The sequence below is a fragment of the Methylovorus sp. SPW-M1 genome (assembly GCF_053848825.1).
The window spans coordinates 1957628-1973599 of the sequence record NZ_CM132626.1 but is presented as its reverse complement, the minus strand read 5'-3'; the positions used below and the strand labels follow the sequence as shown (position 1 = coordinate 1973599).

Sequence of the window (15972 nt, the reverse complement as noted above, 5' to 3'; positions counted from 1 at the left end):
ATAATGACGGCGTTGGGGCAGGCTTAACGTGATTGGTCAGCTTTGAGTTTGGCCTTGTGCTGCTGCTTTATTGGCTGCAGTAGCCATCTGGCTGGGGCGGGTAAAACGGGCATAGAAAATCGCGCAGGTGAAAAACACGAGGGTCAGGGCTACCTCTATCAATGCAAGCTGGGCAGATAATCCGCTATCAGCCCATGCGCGTACACAGCCTTCGGTAAAGTAAAACAGAATAAACATGCAGGCCCACTGATAGGTGTAACGCTTGCCGCGCAACACGCCGAAAAGTGCTGGCAGCAGAAAGGCAGCTTTCCAGATGAGCATGGAGCCACCCGGACGCAAGGGCGCCAGCCAGCCTTCCCAGGCCAGACACAATAAAATCAGGGCAATCAGGCTGATGCTGGCGCCAAGTCGCAGACCTTTGATCATGGGCGGCACGCCTTTGCCATCGCCACCAGTGCCTGGCGTGCTTGCATGGCATCCTGGATGGCTTGCTCGAATTCAAAGCGCAGTATGGTGGGCGGCTGGTGTGCGCTGGAGGCGCGTACGTCAAACCCCAGGCTGTCTATGCCTATCATCTCGGCCTGTTCGGTATCAAGTTGGTGAAAGTGCTGGCAATAGGCACGCAGGTTGTCGGCGTGGTCCGCATTCATGTGCTCGATGATGCCGGTTTCCTGCTGTGCCAGTGGCGGCAACGGCGTGGTGAGCGCGGCGCCTTCTTCCCAGCCCATTTTGCCAAAGCCTGCGATGTAGCGCGCTTGCACCGGCGTAATGCGATAAAACGAAAAATCATGCATATCAAAATACCCCGCGGCCTGGGGGAAGTAACGCAAATAGCGTGCGCGCAGATCGGCATCGGTTTTGTCAGCCGCCAGCGCTTGGCCTAGCACGGTAAGACGCGCGTTGGCCTGCATGTCATCGGCATCATCCAGCACGATCAGCGAAACGTGTGGGTTTTGCAGGATATTTTTGGTGTGCTCGGCCAGCGTGCTGATCAAAATGATGGGGCAGCCGGTATGGTCCACCACAAAAGGTGCGATGGAGCCAAACGGGTAACCCGCAAAGCGTGCCGAGTGCGTGGATAGCACGCCCTTGCGCGAACGATGCAGAAATTGTCGGGCTTCAGTACTGAGGTTCATGCGTCAGGCTTTGTGTTCGGAGTGGCTGCCATGGTGTTCGAGTCAGGCGACAAGCTTGGCCGCGGTGATGGCCAGGCGCTTGCCCAGGGCAATGCACAGCTTGCGTTCATCTTCGGTAATTGGCCGGTCATCGCTGGCGCCACCGATATGGCTGGCACCGTAAGGCGTGCCGCCGCTGGTGGTGGATGCCAGCGCTGGCTCGGAATAGGGCAGGCCGACTATCAGCATGCCGTGGTGCAGCAAAGGCAACATCATGGTGAGCAATGTGCTTTCGTTGCCGCCATGCTGCGAACCGGTGGAAGTAAATACGGCGGCAGGTTTGCCGATCAGTGCGCCCTTGAGCCAGAGGCTGGTCGTGCCATCCAGAAAATATTTCATGGGAGCTGCCATATTGCCGAAACGGGTGGGACTGCCTAGGGCCAGGCCCACACATTCTTCCAGATCTTTCAGTTCTACATAGGGGGCGCCAGTCGCTGGAATCTCCGGCTCGGTTGCCTCGCAATTGGCCGAGACTTTAGGCACGGTGCGCAATCGCGCCCGCATGTCGGGCACGCTATCAATCCCGCGCGCAATCAGTTGCGCCATGTCGCGCACGGCGCCGCCCTGTGAGTAATACAAGACCAGTATGTCGCTCATTTCTTGCGCTTGTCCTTGATGCGTTGCTTTTGCGTGTCGGCTTCAAACAGGCCGGTGGCCTTGATCAGGTCGCTGAACTTGCCATAGCCGTAATTGCGCGAGTCGAATGCCGAGAAGTTTTTCACGATGTGTTTTTTGACTTCGCCCATATGGGCAAAGCCATCATCGTCCGACAGGGCTTCAATCGCAGAACGTATCAGCGTCACCAGCTTGGTATCCATCGCCAGTTCCTTGGCGCTTTTGCGGATGCCGGGGGCGGTGGCAGGCTCGGTGGCAGAAGGTCGTGCAACCTTTGCTGCTCTGCCCTTGGTCGTTTTGGCAGTCTCCTGCGCTGCTGGTTCCGGCTCGATGGCAGCGCTGTCTGCCAGCTTGTTCTGCGAGAGAATCTCGATGTAAATGAACTGGTTGCAGGCCGCCATCAGCGATTCAGGCGTTTTTTGCTCACCAAAGCCGTACACCATTTTGCCGGATTCACGAAAACGGATCGCCAGGCGCGTGAAATCGCTATCGCTGGACACAATGCAGAAGCCATCGAGCGGGGCGGTATACAGCAGGTCCATGGCATCAATGATCAGCGCGCTGTCCGTGGAGTTTTTGCCCTTGGTATTAGCGTATTGCTGTATCGGCTGTATGGCGTGCTTGGGCAGGATTTCCTTCCAGCGGTTCAGCTGGTTTTGCGTCCAGTCACCATAAATGCGCCGGACGCTGGCATCGCCAAACTTGGAAATTTCCTCGAACAGCTCGTCGATGATATCGATCACCTTGAAGGTATTGTCCGCGTCTATCAGCACTGCCAGACGTGGATTGTTACGGTCGGTGATCATGCCATGCTCGATCAAATGCGCTTGGCCAGCTCAACCGCCTTGCCGATGTAACTGGCGGGGGTCATGTCGAGCAGTAATTGCTTGGCATCCTGTGGGATTTCGAGGTCCTGAATGAACGCCTGCAGAGATTCCTTGCTGATACCACCCTTGCCGCGCGTGAGCGCTTTCAGCTGTTCGTAAGGGTTGGCAATGCCATAACGGCGCATCACGGTCTGGATTGGCTCTGCCAGCACTTCCCAGTTGTTGTCCAGGTCTTCCAGCAGGCGCGCGCGGTTGGCTTCCAACTTGTTAAGGCCTTTGAGGCAGGAATCGTAGCCCAGCAGGGTGTAACCCAGCGCCACGCCCATATTGCGCAACACGGTGGAGTCAGTGAGGTCACGCTGCCAGCGCGAGATCGGCAGTTTTTCTGCCAGATGGCGCAGCACGGCATTGGCCAGGCCCAGATTGCCCTCGGAGTTTTCGAAGTCGATCGGGTTGACCTTGTGCGGCATGGTGGAAGAGCCGACTTCGCCTTCTTTCACCTTCTGCTTGAAGTAACCCAGGGAGATGTAACCCCAGACATCGCGATCCAGATCGATCAGGATAGTGTTGATGCGCGACAGGGCGTCATACAGCTCCGCCATGTAGTCATGCGGTTCAATCTGAATGGTGTAAGGGTTGTAGGTCAGCCCCAGCGCGGTGACAAATTTCTGGGCAAAGTTTTCCCAGTCAAAGTCAGGATATGCCGACAGGTGCGCATTGAAATTGCCGACGGCGCCATTGATCTTGCCCAGAATTTCCACCTCGGCCAGCTGCTTGTGCTGACGGCGCAGGCGGTAAACCACATTGGCAATTTCCTTGCCCAGCGTGGTGGGTGAAGCAGGCTGCCCGTGTGTGTGCGACAGCATGGGCGCATCGGCCAGGTCATGGGCAATCTCGGTCAGGCGCGTGATCATCTGCTCCAGCGTGGGCAGCATGACCTGGTCACGGGCTGCTTTCAGCATCAGGCCATGGGAGAGATTGTTGATATCTTCGGAAGTACAGGCGAAGTGGATGAATTCGCTGACCTTGCGGATTTCGCTGTTGCCGTCGAATTGCTCCTTGAGCCAGTATTCGAGGGCTTTGACGTCGTGGTTGGTGCGCGATTCAATCGCCTTGACCTGTGAGGCTTCCACTTCGCCAAAGTTGGCGATGGCAGCATCCAGGTCCTGGATGGTTTGCGGGCTGAATGGCGCGATTTCTGCCAGCGCAGGCTCAGCCGCCAGTGCTTTGAGCCATTCGACTTCCACCAGGGCGCGATGCCGGATCAGCGCATATTCGCTGAAAAAAGGGCGTAACGGATCCAGTTTGGCTTGATAACGACCATCAAGCGGTGAAAGTGCATTGAGTGATGTGAGTTCCATCAGCAGCCTTTGCTCAATTGTAAAAAGAACAAGATTTTACCCTACATCGAGGGTGGGCAAAAATCTGATCATGAAATATTTGGAATGTCATGCCGATGATGAGGTCAGAAGCTTAGGGCTCGCATGATGGAGATTGAGCGACAGGATGATCCATCATGTTTTCTGAAACGATCAGCGCCATACAAGGGAATGATCATGGATGGTATCCGGGCAAGGGGTTATGTGGTTAAATAACAAGCAGCTAGCGGTCAGCTCGCGTGTTTCAATCGTGTGCCGCAATCCGCGTGGCGTCAATGGAAATTTTGGTTTTCAAATGACGGTGAAGGCCATGCATGCAATCGGGAATGAAGGTGAAATCAAAATGGACATCATGAAAATCGACATGTGGAAATTGGCCGGGCTTGCCCTTGTCGTCTGTGCCATTCCGGTTGCCGCCGCCGAGTCGCCCTTTATCACGGTGGAAGAGCGCCTGCAGAAAATGGACAAGGACCATGATGGCATGGTAACGGTGGAGGAAGTGCGTGCCTATATCGAAACCGTGCATGGCAAGGATTTCAACAAGCTGGTGATGGATGAAATGGTGTCTGCTGCCAACAGCAAAAGCTGTGGCTCGCCATTTTCGCGTTCGTTCTACTAGATAGCCCCCAGCGGTTACCGCTTTTTTTTACGTTCCCCTTATCAGCTTTTGAGCTTGCACTGGTGACAAGCTTTCCTCATTCATAGCCTCAGGGCTTCAGCATCTCATCCAGCGGGGCCGGTTTGTGGCGCAGATAGCCCTGCGTGTAGTGAATGCCCATGCCGCGCAGCAGGTTTTCCACTTCTACGGTTTCTACATATTCTGCAATGGTCTTCAATCCGGTGCCGTTGGCAATTTCGCAGATGCACCGCACCATGGCCTGATCAATCACATTGCTATCAATCGCGCGAATGAACTGGCCATCAATCTTGAGGTAATCCACGTCCAGATTCTTGAGGTGTCCAAAGGACGATACGCCACTGCCAAAATCATCCAGTGAAAAACGAATGCCAAAGCGGCGCATGGAGGCGATAAAACTATTGGCGTCGGCCAGATTGGTAATGGCAGCGGTTTCGGTGATCTCAAAACATAATTTGGAGTAAGTGGCAGGCGTGGAGACGATCAGCTCCAGCATGTAGTCATGAAAGGCCCGATCGCCTATGGATTGCCCGGAAATATTAACGGACAGCACATCAATATGGTCGATCACATGCTCGTATTGCATGAGCCAGTGCAGCACGCGTTTGGTGACCCAGCGATCAATGCGGGAAGTGATATGAAAGCGCTCGGCCGCTGGCATAAACGCGCCAGCAGGGATCATGCCGCCATTGCCATCCGGCAGGCGCAGCAGGATCTCGCCGTGGATGCCACTGTTTTCGTTCAGCGGAAGAATGCGCTGGCAATACAGGCTGAAGCGGTTTTCTTCCAGCGCGAGTTCCAGCCGGTTCACCCACTGGATTTCCTCGTGATGTTTTTTGATGGCGAAGTCGGTATCGCGATACAGGTGCGTGCGGTTGCGACCTTCCTGCTTGGCGGTGTAGCAGGCAGCGTTGGCAATTTGCAGCAGAGCGCTGATGTCCTGCCACTGATGGTCTATCCTGACCAGACCGATACTGGCGCTGACGTGAAAGCGTTTTTGCTCATGCGCAAAGCGGAACGCCTCGATCCGGTTGCAGATGTCATCGGCAATCTTGCCAGCGGCATCGCTATCGCAACATAACAGCAGAATGGCAAACTCATCTCCGCCCAGCCTGGCCAGCAAGGCGTCTGTGCTGAGGCAGCCGCGGATGATGCTGACGATCTGCTTGAGCAAGGCGTCACCGACGGCATGGCCGCAGGTATCGTTGACAATCTTGAACTGGTCCAGATCAAGATACATGAACATATGCTGCTCGCCCTGCGTATGCGCAGAAGCAAGCGCGGCTTGCAGACGGGTTTCGAGCGTGGTGCGATTGTGAATGCCGGTTAGCGGGTCCAGTTCCGGCTGGCCAGTTACCGGGGCCTGCCCCTCTTGCAGAACGATAATAGTACCGGGTTTTTGTCGGCCTTCAGGGCTGAGGGGGCTGATGGTACTTTTCAGTATGGGGGATGCATTCCCAGCCAGTACGCGTAACGGAATATCCAGCGAGCGCATCTCCCGCATGCTGATGTTCAGCGCCTCATCAATCCCGGCCTGCAGGCTGCCGTCTGCCAGGCTTATGAAGTGACGCAAGGGTTGCCCCCCAATGCGGCTTAAGCCCTGCCCTAGCAGCCTTTCGGCTGCCGCATTCAGAAACTCGATGCGGCCGCGCTGGTCTGTGGTGATGACGGCGTCGCGCACAGCGGACAACATGGCGTGCCAGCGCTGCTGCTCCATGAAGAGCGCCTGGCGGATGCGATTGTTTTCAGTCAGGTCATGTACGACGCGTGAAGCGCCAATGATATTGCCAAGAAGATCCCACAATGGGGTGAGGGTATTGAGAATAAGCAGCATGCTGCCATTTTTGTGCACATGCTCGGTTTCAAAATGCATGATGCATCGGCTTTCCCGCATCTTGTTCAGGCGGCTTTTCTCCTGGGCTTGCTGCTCCTGCGTGCAGAGGGCGCTGAAAGGTTGGCCGATGACTTCCAGCGAGGAGTAACCAAACATATCTTCTGCGCGCTGGTCCCAGCTAGTAATGATGCCATCCAGGGTTTTTCTGATGTGGGCGCCTCTGGAGCACTTGATTATTTCTAGCGGTGGGTTAGATTTCATCATGGCCTGTTTTTACTGGGATGGGCGATGTGGTTTATCAAGGTCTGGAGGCGCATCGCGATGTCAGCGCTGCCGTTTTCGATATTTGCCTGAATGGAGGCGGGGAACAGACGGATGAAATGCCTGCATCTCTTTGGCTTGAGCCAGATGCGGCGGTAGTATGATGAGGGATGGATTCAGGCTAAGGACGGCGTGTTTGCCGGTCAGGCAACGGTCATGTAACTGCCGTGTGTCTATCTGCATGCTGCGGCCCCCTTAACCCATGACATCATTGGCGATGTGTTCTGCCTTGCCATCGTGATGTGCAAGGCCACGTTCAGCCCAGCCTCAGAATATGCAGGCTGAGATGAATCTAATTAACGATTAAAACCGTCAATGGCAGGGGATCAGAAAGCGGCCGTGCTCGGTATATGTGTGGCATAGATCACACATATACGCGGGCTAACGCGGATTGCACCCCCTGTGCGGTTTTAATTTCGCTTGATTTGCCTTGGGCAATCTAAGCGTTTTTGGTTGTGAGGCAATGTTAGGAAATATTTCTCAACTTGTCAACACGATCTGCTTAATTTTTACGAATAAAAACCAATACCAACAAATAAATATATAGAACAAATAGTTAAATAAATACGCATGCCTAACATTTTCCCAACATTTTTATCCACCGGGACGAATCCATATGGGCATTAAGCAATGGTTTTCCGCATCCGAGCTTGCATTGCTCTCACAACATTTGGTGGTGAGGCTACCTAACTCCGTTCGCGGCTGCCGAGACAAGGCAAAAAGAGAAGCCTGGCCTTCACGTCAAGTGAATGGCAAGGGCGGGCCCAATGGCATTCTTAATGAATACCTGCCGCCGCCTGAACTTTCCGAGGCGATCCGTGTGTTTCTGGAAGCGCGGCCGGATTTTTTTGGATCTGTCCCTCGCGCCAAGATGGTCGAGGTGTTTCATGATGAAAGCCTGTGCGTGGAACGCTATTGCGCCGACCATGCTTCGTCCAGCCAGCTGCTTATCCATGAAAATCATCTGATTAAAAAGGTCGAGCTCAATGCCGACTCCGGGCTGGGCGGGGTGCCTTCGCGCTACCTCAAGCTGGTGCATGTTTATGGCGATGGCATGGAGCCCTTGTTGAGCGATGGTGATGAGGTGTTCATCGACATCCGCTGCAATGCATTTGATGGAGATGCGCTTTACGCCATTCGCCAGCACGGACGCATCACGATCAAGCGTGTGCAAGTGCGCCTCGATGGTAGCGTTGCCATCAAGTACGACAATGACGGTGGCTTCCCCATTGAAGTCTATTCCGCGGAAAATGCAAAAGACGTTGAAGTCGTGGGCAAAGTCATGCCCTTCAAGTTCGGCAAGTTCCGAGCCTAAGCGCGGGCACCAGTTTGGGGCATGGCCCCGGCTGGGCACGGTCTCTCCCCGGTCATTCGCGCCGGGCGTTTCCTCTCGCAGTCTCATATTGAAGCCATGGCAGCCACGCTGGCAGGGGGGATGTTGCTCGTCTTTAAAATCTGAATGCCGCATCAAGGCAGGCACAGTCATTGCATGTACTTATTGCATATAGTTTGCATGTGATTGCCTGCACGATTTATAGGGCTTGCGACGCACTGTATAATCCCATCATCTATTACTTATCCTCGAATGAGTGCCATGCTGAAAAATTACCGTGAACATGTAGCCGAGCGTGCCAATGCCGGTTTGCCTCCCTTACCCCTTACCGCTGAACAAGTTGCCGAGCTGGTTGACCTGCTGAAGAATCCGCCAGCCGGTGAGGCCGATGCCTTGCTCGAGTTGCTGGCAAACCGCATTCCTGCCGGGGTAGACCAGGCTGCCTACGTCAAGGCTGCCTTTCTGGCCGACATTGCCAAGGGCACTGCCACATCGCCATTGGTCAGCCCGGCAAAAGCCGTTGAGCTGCTGGGGACCATGCTGGGTGGTTACAACGTACAGGCACTGGTAGAGCTGCTGGATGGCGCGATGGCCGAAGATGCGGTCAAGGCGCTCTCCAAGACCATACTCATGTTTGATGCCTTCCATGATGTGGCCGAGAAAATGAAAGCGGGCAACCCGCATGCCAAAAAGCTGATCGAATCGTGGGCAGCGGGCGAGTGGTTTACCAACCGCCCAGCCCTGCCTGCCGAGATTCGCTCCATTGTGTTCAAGGTGCCGGGCGAGACCAATACCGATGACTTGTCGCCTGCGCAGGAGGCCTGGTCGCGTCCGGATATTCCTTTGCATGCCAAGGCCATGCTGGTCAACAAGATGCCCAATGGCTTGCAGACTATCCTGGACCTGCAGCAAAAAGGCCTGCCGCTGGCCTATGTTGGCGATGTGGTCGGCACCGGTTCCTCACGCAAATCGGCTATCAACTCTGTACAGTGGCTGATGGGCGACAACATTCCGAATATCCCCAACAAGCGTAGCGGCGGCATTGTGCTGGGCGGCAAGATTGCCCCGATTTTCTTCAATACCGCGGAAGACTCCGGTGCGCTGCCCATCCAATGTGATGTTGGCCAGATGAATACCGGCGATGAAATCGTCATCAAGCCATACGATGGCAAAGTGCTGAATGCCGCTGGCGAGGTGATTTCCACCTTTGATCTGGCGCCATTGACCATGCCGGATGAAGTCCGTGCCGGTGGCCGTATTCCCTTGATCATCGGCCGTGGCCTGACCACCAACGCCCGCCAGTTGCTCGGCCTGCCGCCGTCTGATCTGTTCATCAAGCCCATCGCCCCCAAGGACACTGGCAAGGGTTACACCCTGGCCCAGAAGATGGTTGGCCGCGCCTGTGGCTTGCCAGAAGGTCAGGGCGTGCGTCCCGGTACCTATTGCGAGCCAAAAATCACGACCGTGGGTTCGCAGGATACGACGGGCGCCATGACCCGTGACGAGCTGAAAGAGCTGGCCTGCCTGGGCTTCTCGGCCGATCTGGTGATGCAGAGCTTCTGCCATACCGCTGCTTACCCCAAGCCGGTGGATATCAAGCTGCAGCACAGCCTGCCTGAATTCATGTCCAGCCGCGGCGGCGTGAGTCTGCGTCCTGGTGATGGTGTGATCCACTCCTGGCTGAATCGTCTGATTCTGCCTGATACCGTCGGTACTGGCGGTGATTCGCATACCCGCTTCCCGATCGGTATTTCCTTCCCGGCCGGCTCTGGCCTGGTGGCGTTTGCCGCTGCCATGGGTGCCATGCCGCTGGATATGCCTGAGTCTGTGCTGGTGCGCTTCAAGGGCGAAATGCAGCCCGGCATCACCTTGCGGGATCTGGTGAATGCCATTCCGTATGCCGCGATTCAGAAGGGTGATCTCACCGTAGGCAAGCAGGGCAAGAAGAATGTATTCAACGGGCGCATTCTGGAAATCGAAGGCCTGCCTGACCTCAAGGTCGAACAGGCATTCGAGTTTGCCGATGCCTCCGCCGAACGCTCGGCCAATGGCTGCACCGTCAAGCTCAACAAGGAGCCGGTGATTGAGTTCCTGCAATCCAACATCGTGTTGATGCAAAACATGATCGACAACGGCTATGCCGACGCCCGCACCCTGCAACGCCGTATCGAAGCCATGCAAGCCTGGCTCGCCAGCCCTAACCTGCTGGAGCCGGATGCGGATGCCGAATACGCTTACGTGCTGGAAATCGACCTCAACGAAATCAAGGAACCGCTGGTGGCTTGCCCCAATGATCCTGATGACATCAAGCCGCTTTCTGCCGTGGTGGGCGACAAGATAGACGAAGTGTTTATCGGCAGCTGCATGACCAACATCGGCCACTACCGCGCCGCTGCCAAGGTGCTCGAAGGCTCAGGCGGCATACCCACTCGCTTGTGGATTGCGCCACCTACCCGCATGGACGAAAACCAGCTGCGCGACGAAGGCGTGTATTCCGTCTTTGGCGTGGCCGGTGCGCGTACCGAAGTGCCGGGCTGCTCGCTGTGCATGGGTAACCAGGCACGCGTGGCCGACAAAGCCACCGTGTTCTCCACCAGTACACGTAACTTTGATAACCGCATGGGCAAGGATGCCCGCGTATATCTGGGTTCCGCCGAACTGGCCGCTGTGTGTGCCCGTCTGGGCCGCATGCCGACGCCTGCCGAGTATCTCGAAACTGTCGGCGACAAGCTCAGCAAAAACGCCGACAGCATCTACAAATACCTCAATTTTGACCAGATGCCGGAATACACCAAAAAGATCATCCCGATTGCCGAGGTGATCTAGCAGCACGTTAGTGAAGTCAACGTTGGTGAAGTCAAATCAGAAAAGCCGCGAAAGCGGCTTTTTTGTTATGCGCGGACCAGAATTTATGGGGTACTTCAGCGTCCTATGTTTAGTGACCTGGTAGGGGGAATGCCATGAATTTCAAAAGAGTAAGCAGGCGATACCTTCTGATGGCGCTGCTGGTGTTGGGCGTTAGCGATGCGCATGCCGAACCGCCAGCAGGCGTGGTGGTGGAGTTCGTTCAGCCCGAGAAGTTTACCGATGCGGGCAATGACAGTTTTGGTGGATATAGCGCGTCTACCTTGGCGTCTTTACGGAAATATATCGAGCGCACGGCCCCGCGCTATTTGCAGGCGGGGCAGCAGCTCAGTATCCGCATCACCGATATTGATCTTGCCGGCAGTTTTGAACCCTGGCGTGGCCCGGGGCGTGATGTGCGTATCGTGCGTGATGTGTATCCGCCACGTATCAAGTTGCAGTATGAATGGCGCGATGCTGATGGGCATATCCTTGGGCAGGGCGAGAAAAACTTGCGCAATCTGGGATTTCAGATGACGACAGTAGCGCGGGACAGCGATGCATTGCGCTATGAAAAAGCGCTGATCAATGACTGGCTGGCGAGCGAATTTTCGCCACCCAGATAAGCATCAAAACAGGGTGAATGCCTTGGCGATCAGTGACTTGAGGGTGGCGAGGTTGAGGTTTTCAGCGCGTAGCCGGTCCAGTTTTTGTTTCAGCGAAGGCGCGCCTGCCAGAATGCGGGCAGAGACTGCCTGATCCTTGATCTGGCTGCGGATAATCTCGTCAAACTCGCTGCCCGCACGCTCGGCGTGTTCCATAATCAGTTCCAGCAAACGTGCCGCCGAGATGCGCAAGACTTCGCGATTCAAGGTGTATTCGGCATGATGGCCGCGCGTTTTCAGGAAGTTCTCCAGTTCGCGTCGCTCCAGCGGGTCTTCAAGCGAGATATCAATTTTGCCTTCGTTCAGTTCGGTGAACTGCTGGCTGGCGATCAGGCGCTCCACCACGCGTGCCAATATCGCCCGTGGATTGATTTCTTTATAACGCAGGGCGGCATTCAGTTTGAGGGTCTTGATGCGGGTCTCAGAGATGCCAAAGGTGTTGGCGAGTTCGTAGTTGGATTTGCCCCTGTGCTCGGCACTTTGGATCAGGGCATGAAACACAAACAGATCAATCTCGCGTTTGGGCAGGCTGCCCAAGCCCATGGAAAGATAAAGCGTGAGAAAGTCGTCGGCAAACGCGATTTTTTCCTGTGGCGTCATGGATCTTCCTTTGCGTGGTGGCGGCTGTTACCGGCAGCTGCGCTTTTTTTGATCGGCAAATGGACTGCAAGCCGCGTGGGCGGCTTGCAGGAGATACATCAGTTGCTTAGTGCTTGTTGTCTGCGTGCGTCATCAGGCGGTCTATCCAGGCAATCGATACGGCTGACAGCACAAAGGCCATATGGATGATGGTTTGCCAGATCAGCGTTTTTTCATCGAGATTAGGCGCGTTGATAAACGTCTTAAGCAGGTGAATCGATGAAATGCCGATGATGGCCGTGGCCAGCTTGACCTTGAGCAGATTGGCATTCACATGCGAGAGCCAATCGGGTTCGTCAGGGTGGCCTTTGAGATTGAGGCGCGAAACAAAGGTTTCATAGCCGCCGACAATCACCATGATGAGCAGGTTGGAGATCATGACCACATCAATCAGGCCCAGTACGATGAGCATGATGTCGGCTTCATGCATGTCGGGTACTTTTTGCACCAGATGCACAAGCTCGACCATGAAGTGAAACACATACACGCCTTGAGCCACGATCAGGCCCAGATAAAGCGGTAGTTGCAGCCAGCGGCTACCAAAGAGGATGGTCGCCATCGGGTGCATCTTTTGGGTGGTGTTACTGGTATTGCTAGCGGTCGCCATGAAGGTTCCTCGTCAAAATAAAATTGGTATGGGCCTGGCAGCCTGAAATCGCGTGGGTACAGGCCTCATGCAGTCTGCATCCTCTCAGGGAATGTGATGCTCCAGAGTATAGCTGGCACCGTCGTCCTGGCTAAGGGACTCGGTCAGCCAGGGTAAAGTTTCTTGCAGTGTGGCAGGCAGCGTCCATGGGGGGTTAACAATAAACAGCCCGCTGCCATGCATGCCAAAGCCTTCTTCCGATGGGCTTTGCACTGTGAGCGTGACATGCAGCCAGCTAGCCAATTGCAAACGCTTGAGTTTTTCTATCATCTGCTGGGGTTCTGCACGCTGCAGCAAAGGGTACCAGATGAGGTAGGTACCCGTGGCAAAACGTTGCAAAGCATCCTGCAGGGCGGTTACCACGCGTTGGTAATCCTGTTTTTCTTCATAGGGCGGGTCTATCAGCACCACGGCCCGGCGCGGTGGTGGTGGCAACAGGGCTTTGATGCCGGCAAATCCATCCTCGGCAAACAGCATGACCTTGCGTCCGCCATGCTGAAAGGTCTGGCGCAATAGCTTGAAGTCATTCGGATGCAGTTCAAATAGCCGCATGCGGTCTTCCTCGCGCAAGCAGGCTTCGGCAACAGACGGGGAGCCGGGGTAAAGACGCAGCTTGCCATCCGGATTTTCCTGCCGGATCAGGTGCACATATTCCGCCAGCGGGGCAGGCAGGTCGGTGGCTTGCCACAGGCGCGAAATGCCACTTTCGAATTCAGCGTTTTGCGTGGCGTAGCCGGTATCCAGGGCGTACTTTCCAGCCCCGGCATGGGTGTCGATATACCAGTAGGGCTTGCCCTTCTGGCCGGTGTACTGCAGCACTTGCATGAGTACAAAATGTTTAAGCACGTCGGCATGGTTGCCGGCGTGAAAGGCGTGACGATAACTCAGCATGTGCTTGTTGTTTCCTTGTTATTCAATAATGCCGCAAGCCACGCGTGCGCCACCACCGCCCAAGGGTTTGGGCTGGTCGCTGTAATTGTCGGCGCCTGCATGCACCATCAGGCTGCGGCCGATGACGTCGGAAAGCTTGAGATTGGGCGCGATCAGTATTTGCGTGGCGCTGCCATCAGGCTTCACTTGCAGGGCAGGCAGGTCGCCGGCATGACCATGGCCTTGCGGACCTTCATGTTTGGCTGTTTTGTTGGGGTCATAATGTCCACCCGCGGCGAGACCGGCTGTTTTCTTGCCATCTTTGTCGGCGGCTTCACAACTCGGGTTTTCGTGGATGTGCAGGCCGTGTTCGCCGGGGGTGAGGTCGCCCAGGTCAGGGTCGATTACCAGGCCTTTTTCGCTATCGCTCAGCTTAACGGTGCCAATGATCTTGCCAATGCCATTATCACTGATGGCATTCACCACCACGATTTTTTCCGCGGCCAGGGCGGGCAGGCTAGAAAGCAACAGGGCGGTTAACAGGGGGGTGACGATCTTCATGGTGGGGCTCCTTGGCGATGAGTGGCTATATTATAAGACGGTGGCAGCCTGGTGCTGGCAAAATTGCATGGTAGATTGGTCAACGCAGATTGCTACAGGTTCGTTTGTCTTAGGGTATATGCTATGCCTGCGGGGCGTATTGGGGATGGCCCCTTTATTACACTGGGAGATTTGGCGCATGCAACACGGTTACTGGATAGTCCCTCCTATGGTTTTGCTGATGACTCTGGCGCATGCCGCGGACGATGGTGCGACTCCGGAAAAGCACCACATGCGGGCAGATACCAATGGCGACGGCCGCATCAGCCTGCAAGAGTTTCGCGCTTCGGAGTTCAAGCCTTCTGAAAAAATATTCAAACGCATAGACAGCAATCAGGATGGCTTTATTGATCCGGCAGAGAAAGCATCGGCCAAGGATAGATTGCGTGCGCGTATCCGCGCCAAAGACGGCGAGATCAGCGCACCGCCCGCGCCTTGATTCACACCTGCTGGCGTTGTGATTTTACCGTCCAGCTAGCGTTGCAGCCCCGGGCCAGCCTTGCTGCAGGCTTTTTGTTATTGGATTTGCCATATCAGGCTGTTAGCATAGCAACTCTATGAAACACGACCATCACACCCACGCACACCAGGCTCCCGGACATGATCATGAGGAGCATGACGATCATGATCATGCACATCGTCATGATCACCATCATGGGCATTCTCATTCCCACGCCGGTAACAGCCTGAAATGGCCCTTGTTGCTGACGCTGGCGTTCGCCTGTGTTGAGGCGGTAGGGGGCTGGTACTCTGGTTCGCTGGCCCTGATGGGCGATGCGGGCCACATGTTTTCCGATTCTGCGGCGCTCGGTTTGGCCTGGCTTGGCACCTGGATTGCGGCCAAGCCCGCCTCGCAAAAGCACAGTTATGGCCTGATGCGTGCCGAAATCATTGTGGCATTTGTGAATTGCCTGGTGATGCTGGCGGTCGTGGGCGCCATCGTGTTTGAGGCCATCGAGCGCCTGCAACATCCGCAGCAGGTGCATAGCCTGGAGGTCATGGTCATCGCATTTGTCGGTCTGCTGGTCAATCTGCTGGTGGCCAGGCAGCTGCATCAGCATCAGGATAACGTCAACCACAAGGCTGCCCTGCTGCATGTGCTGGGCGATATGCTGGGCTCCGTGGCGGCACTTGCGGCCGGTGCCGTCATCTACTTCACCGGCTGGATGATGATTGATCCGGTACTGTCGCTGCTGATTTCGGCCCTGATCCTGTTCTCCACCTTCCGTTTGCTGCGCGAAGTGCTGCATGTGCTGATGGAAGGTGTGCCTTCGCATATTTCAATTCAGGACGTGACGCGCGCCCTGCAGAACGTGCCGGAAGTGCAAGAGGTCCACAGCGTGCATATCTGGTCGCTGTCTTCCGAGGTGAGTGCCTTGTCTGCGCATATTGTGCTGGACGACATGGAGCAATGGCATGAGGTGTTGAACGCCATACGCACGCTATTGCATGACCGCTTTGACATCGAGCATGTGACTTTGCAGCCTGAAACGGTGGCGGCGCTCAATGCTGGCAAGGTCGGTTGCTGGCTGACCAAAAAGGCCGGGCAGCCAGCCTGAGCTGGGATTGACCATGGACGGGAGGGCT

16 protein-coding genes are annotated in these 15972 nt (G+C 55.6%); 6 read left to right on the top strand and 10 right to left on the bottom strand.

Going from position 1 to position 15972, the window contains the following annotated elements; all coding sequences use genetic code 11:
• Positions 1 to 36 precede the first annotated feature (36 nt).
• The 5 genes from ACWWD9_RS09230 to purB are packed head-to-tail and all read right to left on the bottom strand — an operon-like array spanning position 37 to position 3978.
• Positions 37 to 426, bottom strand: a complete 390-nt coding sequence (locus tag ACWWD9_RS09230) for a DUF2069 domain-containing protein (protein WP_013441819.1) — start codon at positions 424 to 426, stop codon at positions 37 to 39.
• Complete coding sequence (locus ACWWD9_RS09225; RefSeq protein ID WP_013441820.1) at positions 423 to 1136, bottom strand: HugZ family pyridoxamine 5'-phosphate oxidase; 714 nt, start codon at positions 1134 to 1136, stop codon at positions 423 to 425. Before ACWWD9_RS09225 ends, ACWWD9_RS09230 begins: the two co-directional genes overlap by 4 nt.
• Positions 1137 to 1178: 42 nt before the next feature.
• The gene (gene wrbA, locus ACWWD9_RS09220) at positions 1179 to 1772 is read right to left on the bottom strand and encodes an NAD(P)H:quinone oxidoreductase (protein ID WP_013441821.1); all 594 of its coding nucleotides are present in this window, start codon (positions 1770 to 1772) and stop codon (positions 1179 to 1181) included.
• Complete coding sequence (locus ACWWD9_RS09215) at positions 1769 to 2596, bottom strand: NYN domain-containing protein (protein WP_015829764.1); 828 nt, start codon at positions 2594 to 2596, stop codon at positions 1769 to 1771. The genes wrbA and ACWWD9_RS09215 overlap by 4 nt, the downstream gene beginning before the upstream one ends.
• Before the next feature lie 11 nt (positions 2597 to 2607).
• Positions 2608 to 3978 (bottom strand): adenylosuccinate lyase, encoded by a 1371-nt coding sequence (purB, locus tag ACWWD9_RS09210; protein WP_455866866.1) that lies wholly within the window; start codon positions 3976 to 3978, stop codon positions 2608 to 2610.
• A gap of 328 nt (positions 3979 to 4306) precedes the next feature.
• Between purB and ACWWD9_RS09205 the strand changes: the two genes are divergently transcribed.
• Positions 4307 to 4615 carry a calcium-binding protein gene (locus tag ACWWD9_RS09205; RefSeq protein WP_455866865.1) on the top strand — a complete coding sequence of 103 codons (309 nt, stop codon included), beginning with the start codon at positions 4307 to 4309 and terminating at the stop codon, positions 4613 to 4615.
• 88 nt (positions 4616 to 4703) lie between these two features.
• Here ACWWD9_RS09205 and ACWWD9_RS09200 read toward each other — a convergent pair whose 3' ends face one another.
• Entirely contained in the window at positions 4704 to 6731 is a 2028-nt protein-coding gene (locus ACWWD9_RS09200) for an EAL domain-containing protein (protein ID WP_455866864.1), read from the bottom strand.
• Between the two features lie 673 nt (positions 6732 to 7404).
• Between ACWWD9_RS09200 and ACWWD9_RS09195 the strand changes: the two genes are divergently transcribed.
• The 3 genes from ACWWD9_RS09195 to ACWWD9_RS09185 all read left to right on the top strand — a co-directional run bounded on the left by ACWWD9_RS09195 (position 7405) and on the right by ACWWD9_RS09185 (position 11591).
• On the top strand, positions 7405 to 8103 hold the full coding sequence (locus ACWWD9_RS09195; RefSeq protein ID WP_041362071.1) for a S24 family peptidase: 699 nt from the start codon (positions 7405 to 7407) through the stop codon (positions 8101 to 8103).
• Positions 8104 to 8382: 279 nt separating this feature from the next.
• Positions 8383 to 10947, top strand: a complete 2565-nt coding sequence (gene acnB / locus ACWWD9_RS09190) for a bifunctional aconitate hydratase 2/2-methylisocitrate dehydratase (RefSeq protein WP_455866863.1) — start codon at positions 8383 to 8385, stop codon at positions 10945 to 10947.
• A 134-nt stretch (positions 10948 to 11081) separates the two neighbouring features.
• On the top strand, positions 11082 to 11591 hold the full coding sequence (locus tag ACWWD9_RS09185; protein ID WP_455866862.1) for a DUF3016 domain-containing protein: 510 nt from the start codon (positions 11082 to 11084) through the stop codon (positions 11589 to 11591).
• Positions 11592 to 11594: 3 nt separating this feature from the next.
• Here the strand turns inward: ACWWD9_RS09185 and ACWWD9_RS09180 are convergent, their stop codons facing one another.
• The 4 genes from ACWWD9_RS09180 to sodC form a co-directional block, all read right to left on the bottom strand.
• Complete coding sequence (locus ACWWD9_RS09180; protein WP_013441831.1) at positions 11595 to 12230, bottom strand: hypothetical protein; 636 nt, start codon at positions 12228 to 12230, stop codon at positions 11595 to 11597.
• Between the two features lie 106 nt (positions 12231 to 12336).
• Positions 12337 to 12876: a TIGR00645 family protein gene (locus tag ACWWD9_RS09175; protein WP_455866861.1), complete on the bottom strand. Its 540-nt coding sequence runs from the start codon at positions 12874 to 12876 to the stop codon at positions 12337 to 12339.
• Positions 12877 to 12960: 84 nt separating this feature from the next.
• The gene (locus ACWWD9_RS09170) at positions 12961 to 13806 is read right to left on the bottom strand and encodes a 23S rRNA (adenine(2030)-N(6))-methyltransferase RlmJ (protein WP_455866860.1); all 846 of its coding nucleotides are present in this window, start codon (positions 13804 to 13806) and stop codon (positions 12961 to 12963) included.
• An 18-nt stretch (positions 13807 to 13824) separates the two neighbouring features.
• On the bottom strand, positions 13825 to 14346 hold the full coding sequence (gene sodC, locus ACWWD9_RS09165; RefSeq protein WP_455866859.1) for a superoxide dismutase [Cu-Zn] SodC: 522 nt from the start codon (positions 14344 to 14346) through the stop codon (positions 13825 to 13827).
• A 178-nt stretch (positions 14347 to 14524) separates the two neighbouring features.
• Between sodC and ACWWD9_RS09160 the strand changes: the two genes are divergently transcribed.
• Both ACWWD9_RS09160 and ACWWD9_RS09155 read left to right on the top strand, forming a co-directional pair.
• Positions 14525 to 14824, top strand: a complete 300-nt coding sequence (locus ACWWD9_RS09160; protein WP_041362073.1) for an EF-hand domain-containing protein — start codon at positions 14525 to 14527, stop codon at positions 14822 to 14824.
• 118 nt (positions 14825 to 14942) lie between these two features.
• A complete protein-coding gene (locus ACWWD9_RS09155) occupies positions 14943 to 15944 on the top strand; it encodes a cation diffusion facilitator family transporter (protein ID WP_455866858.1) in 1002 nt (333 codons plus the stop codon).
• Positions 15945 to 15972: the final 28 nt, after the last annotated feature.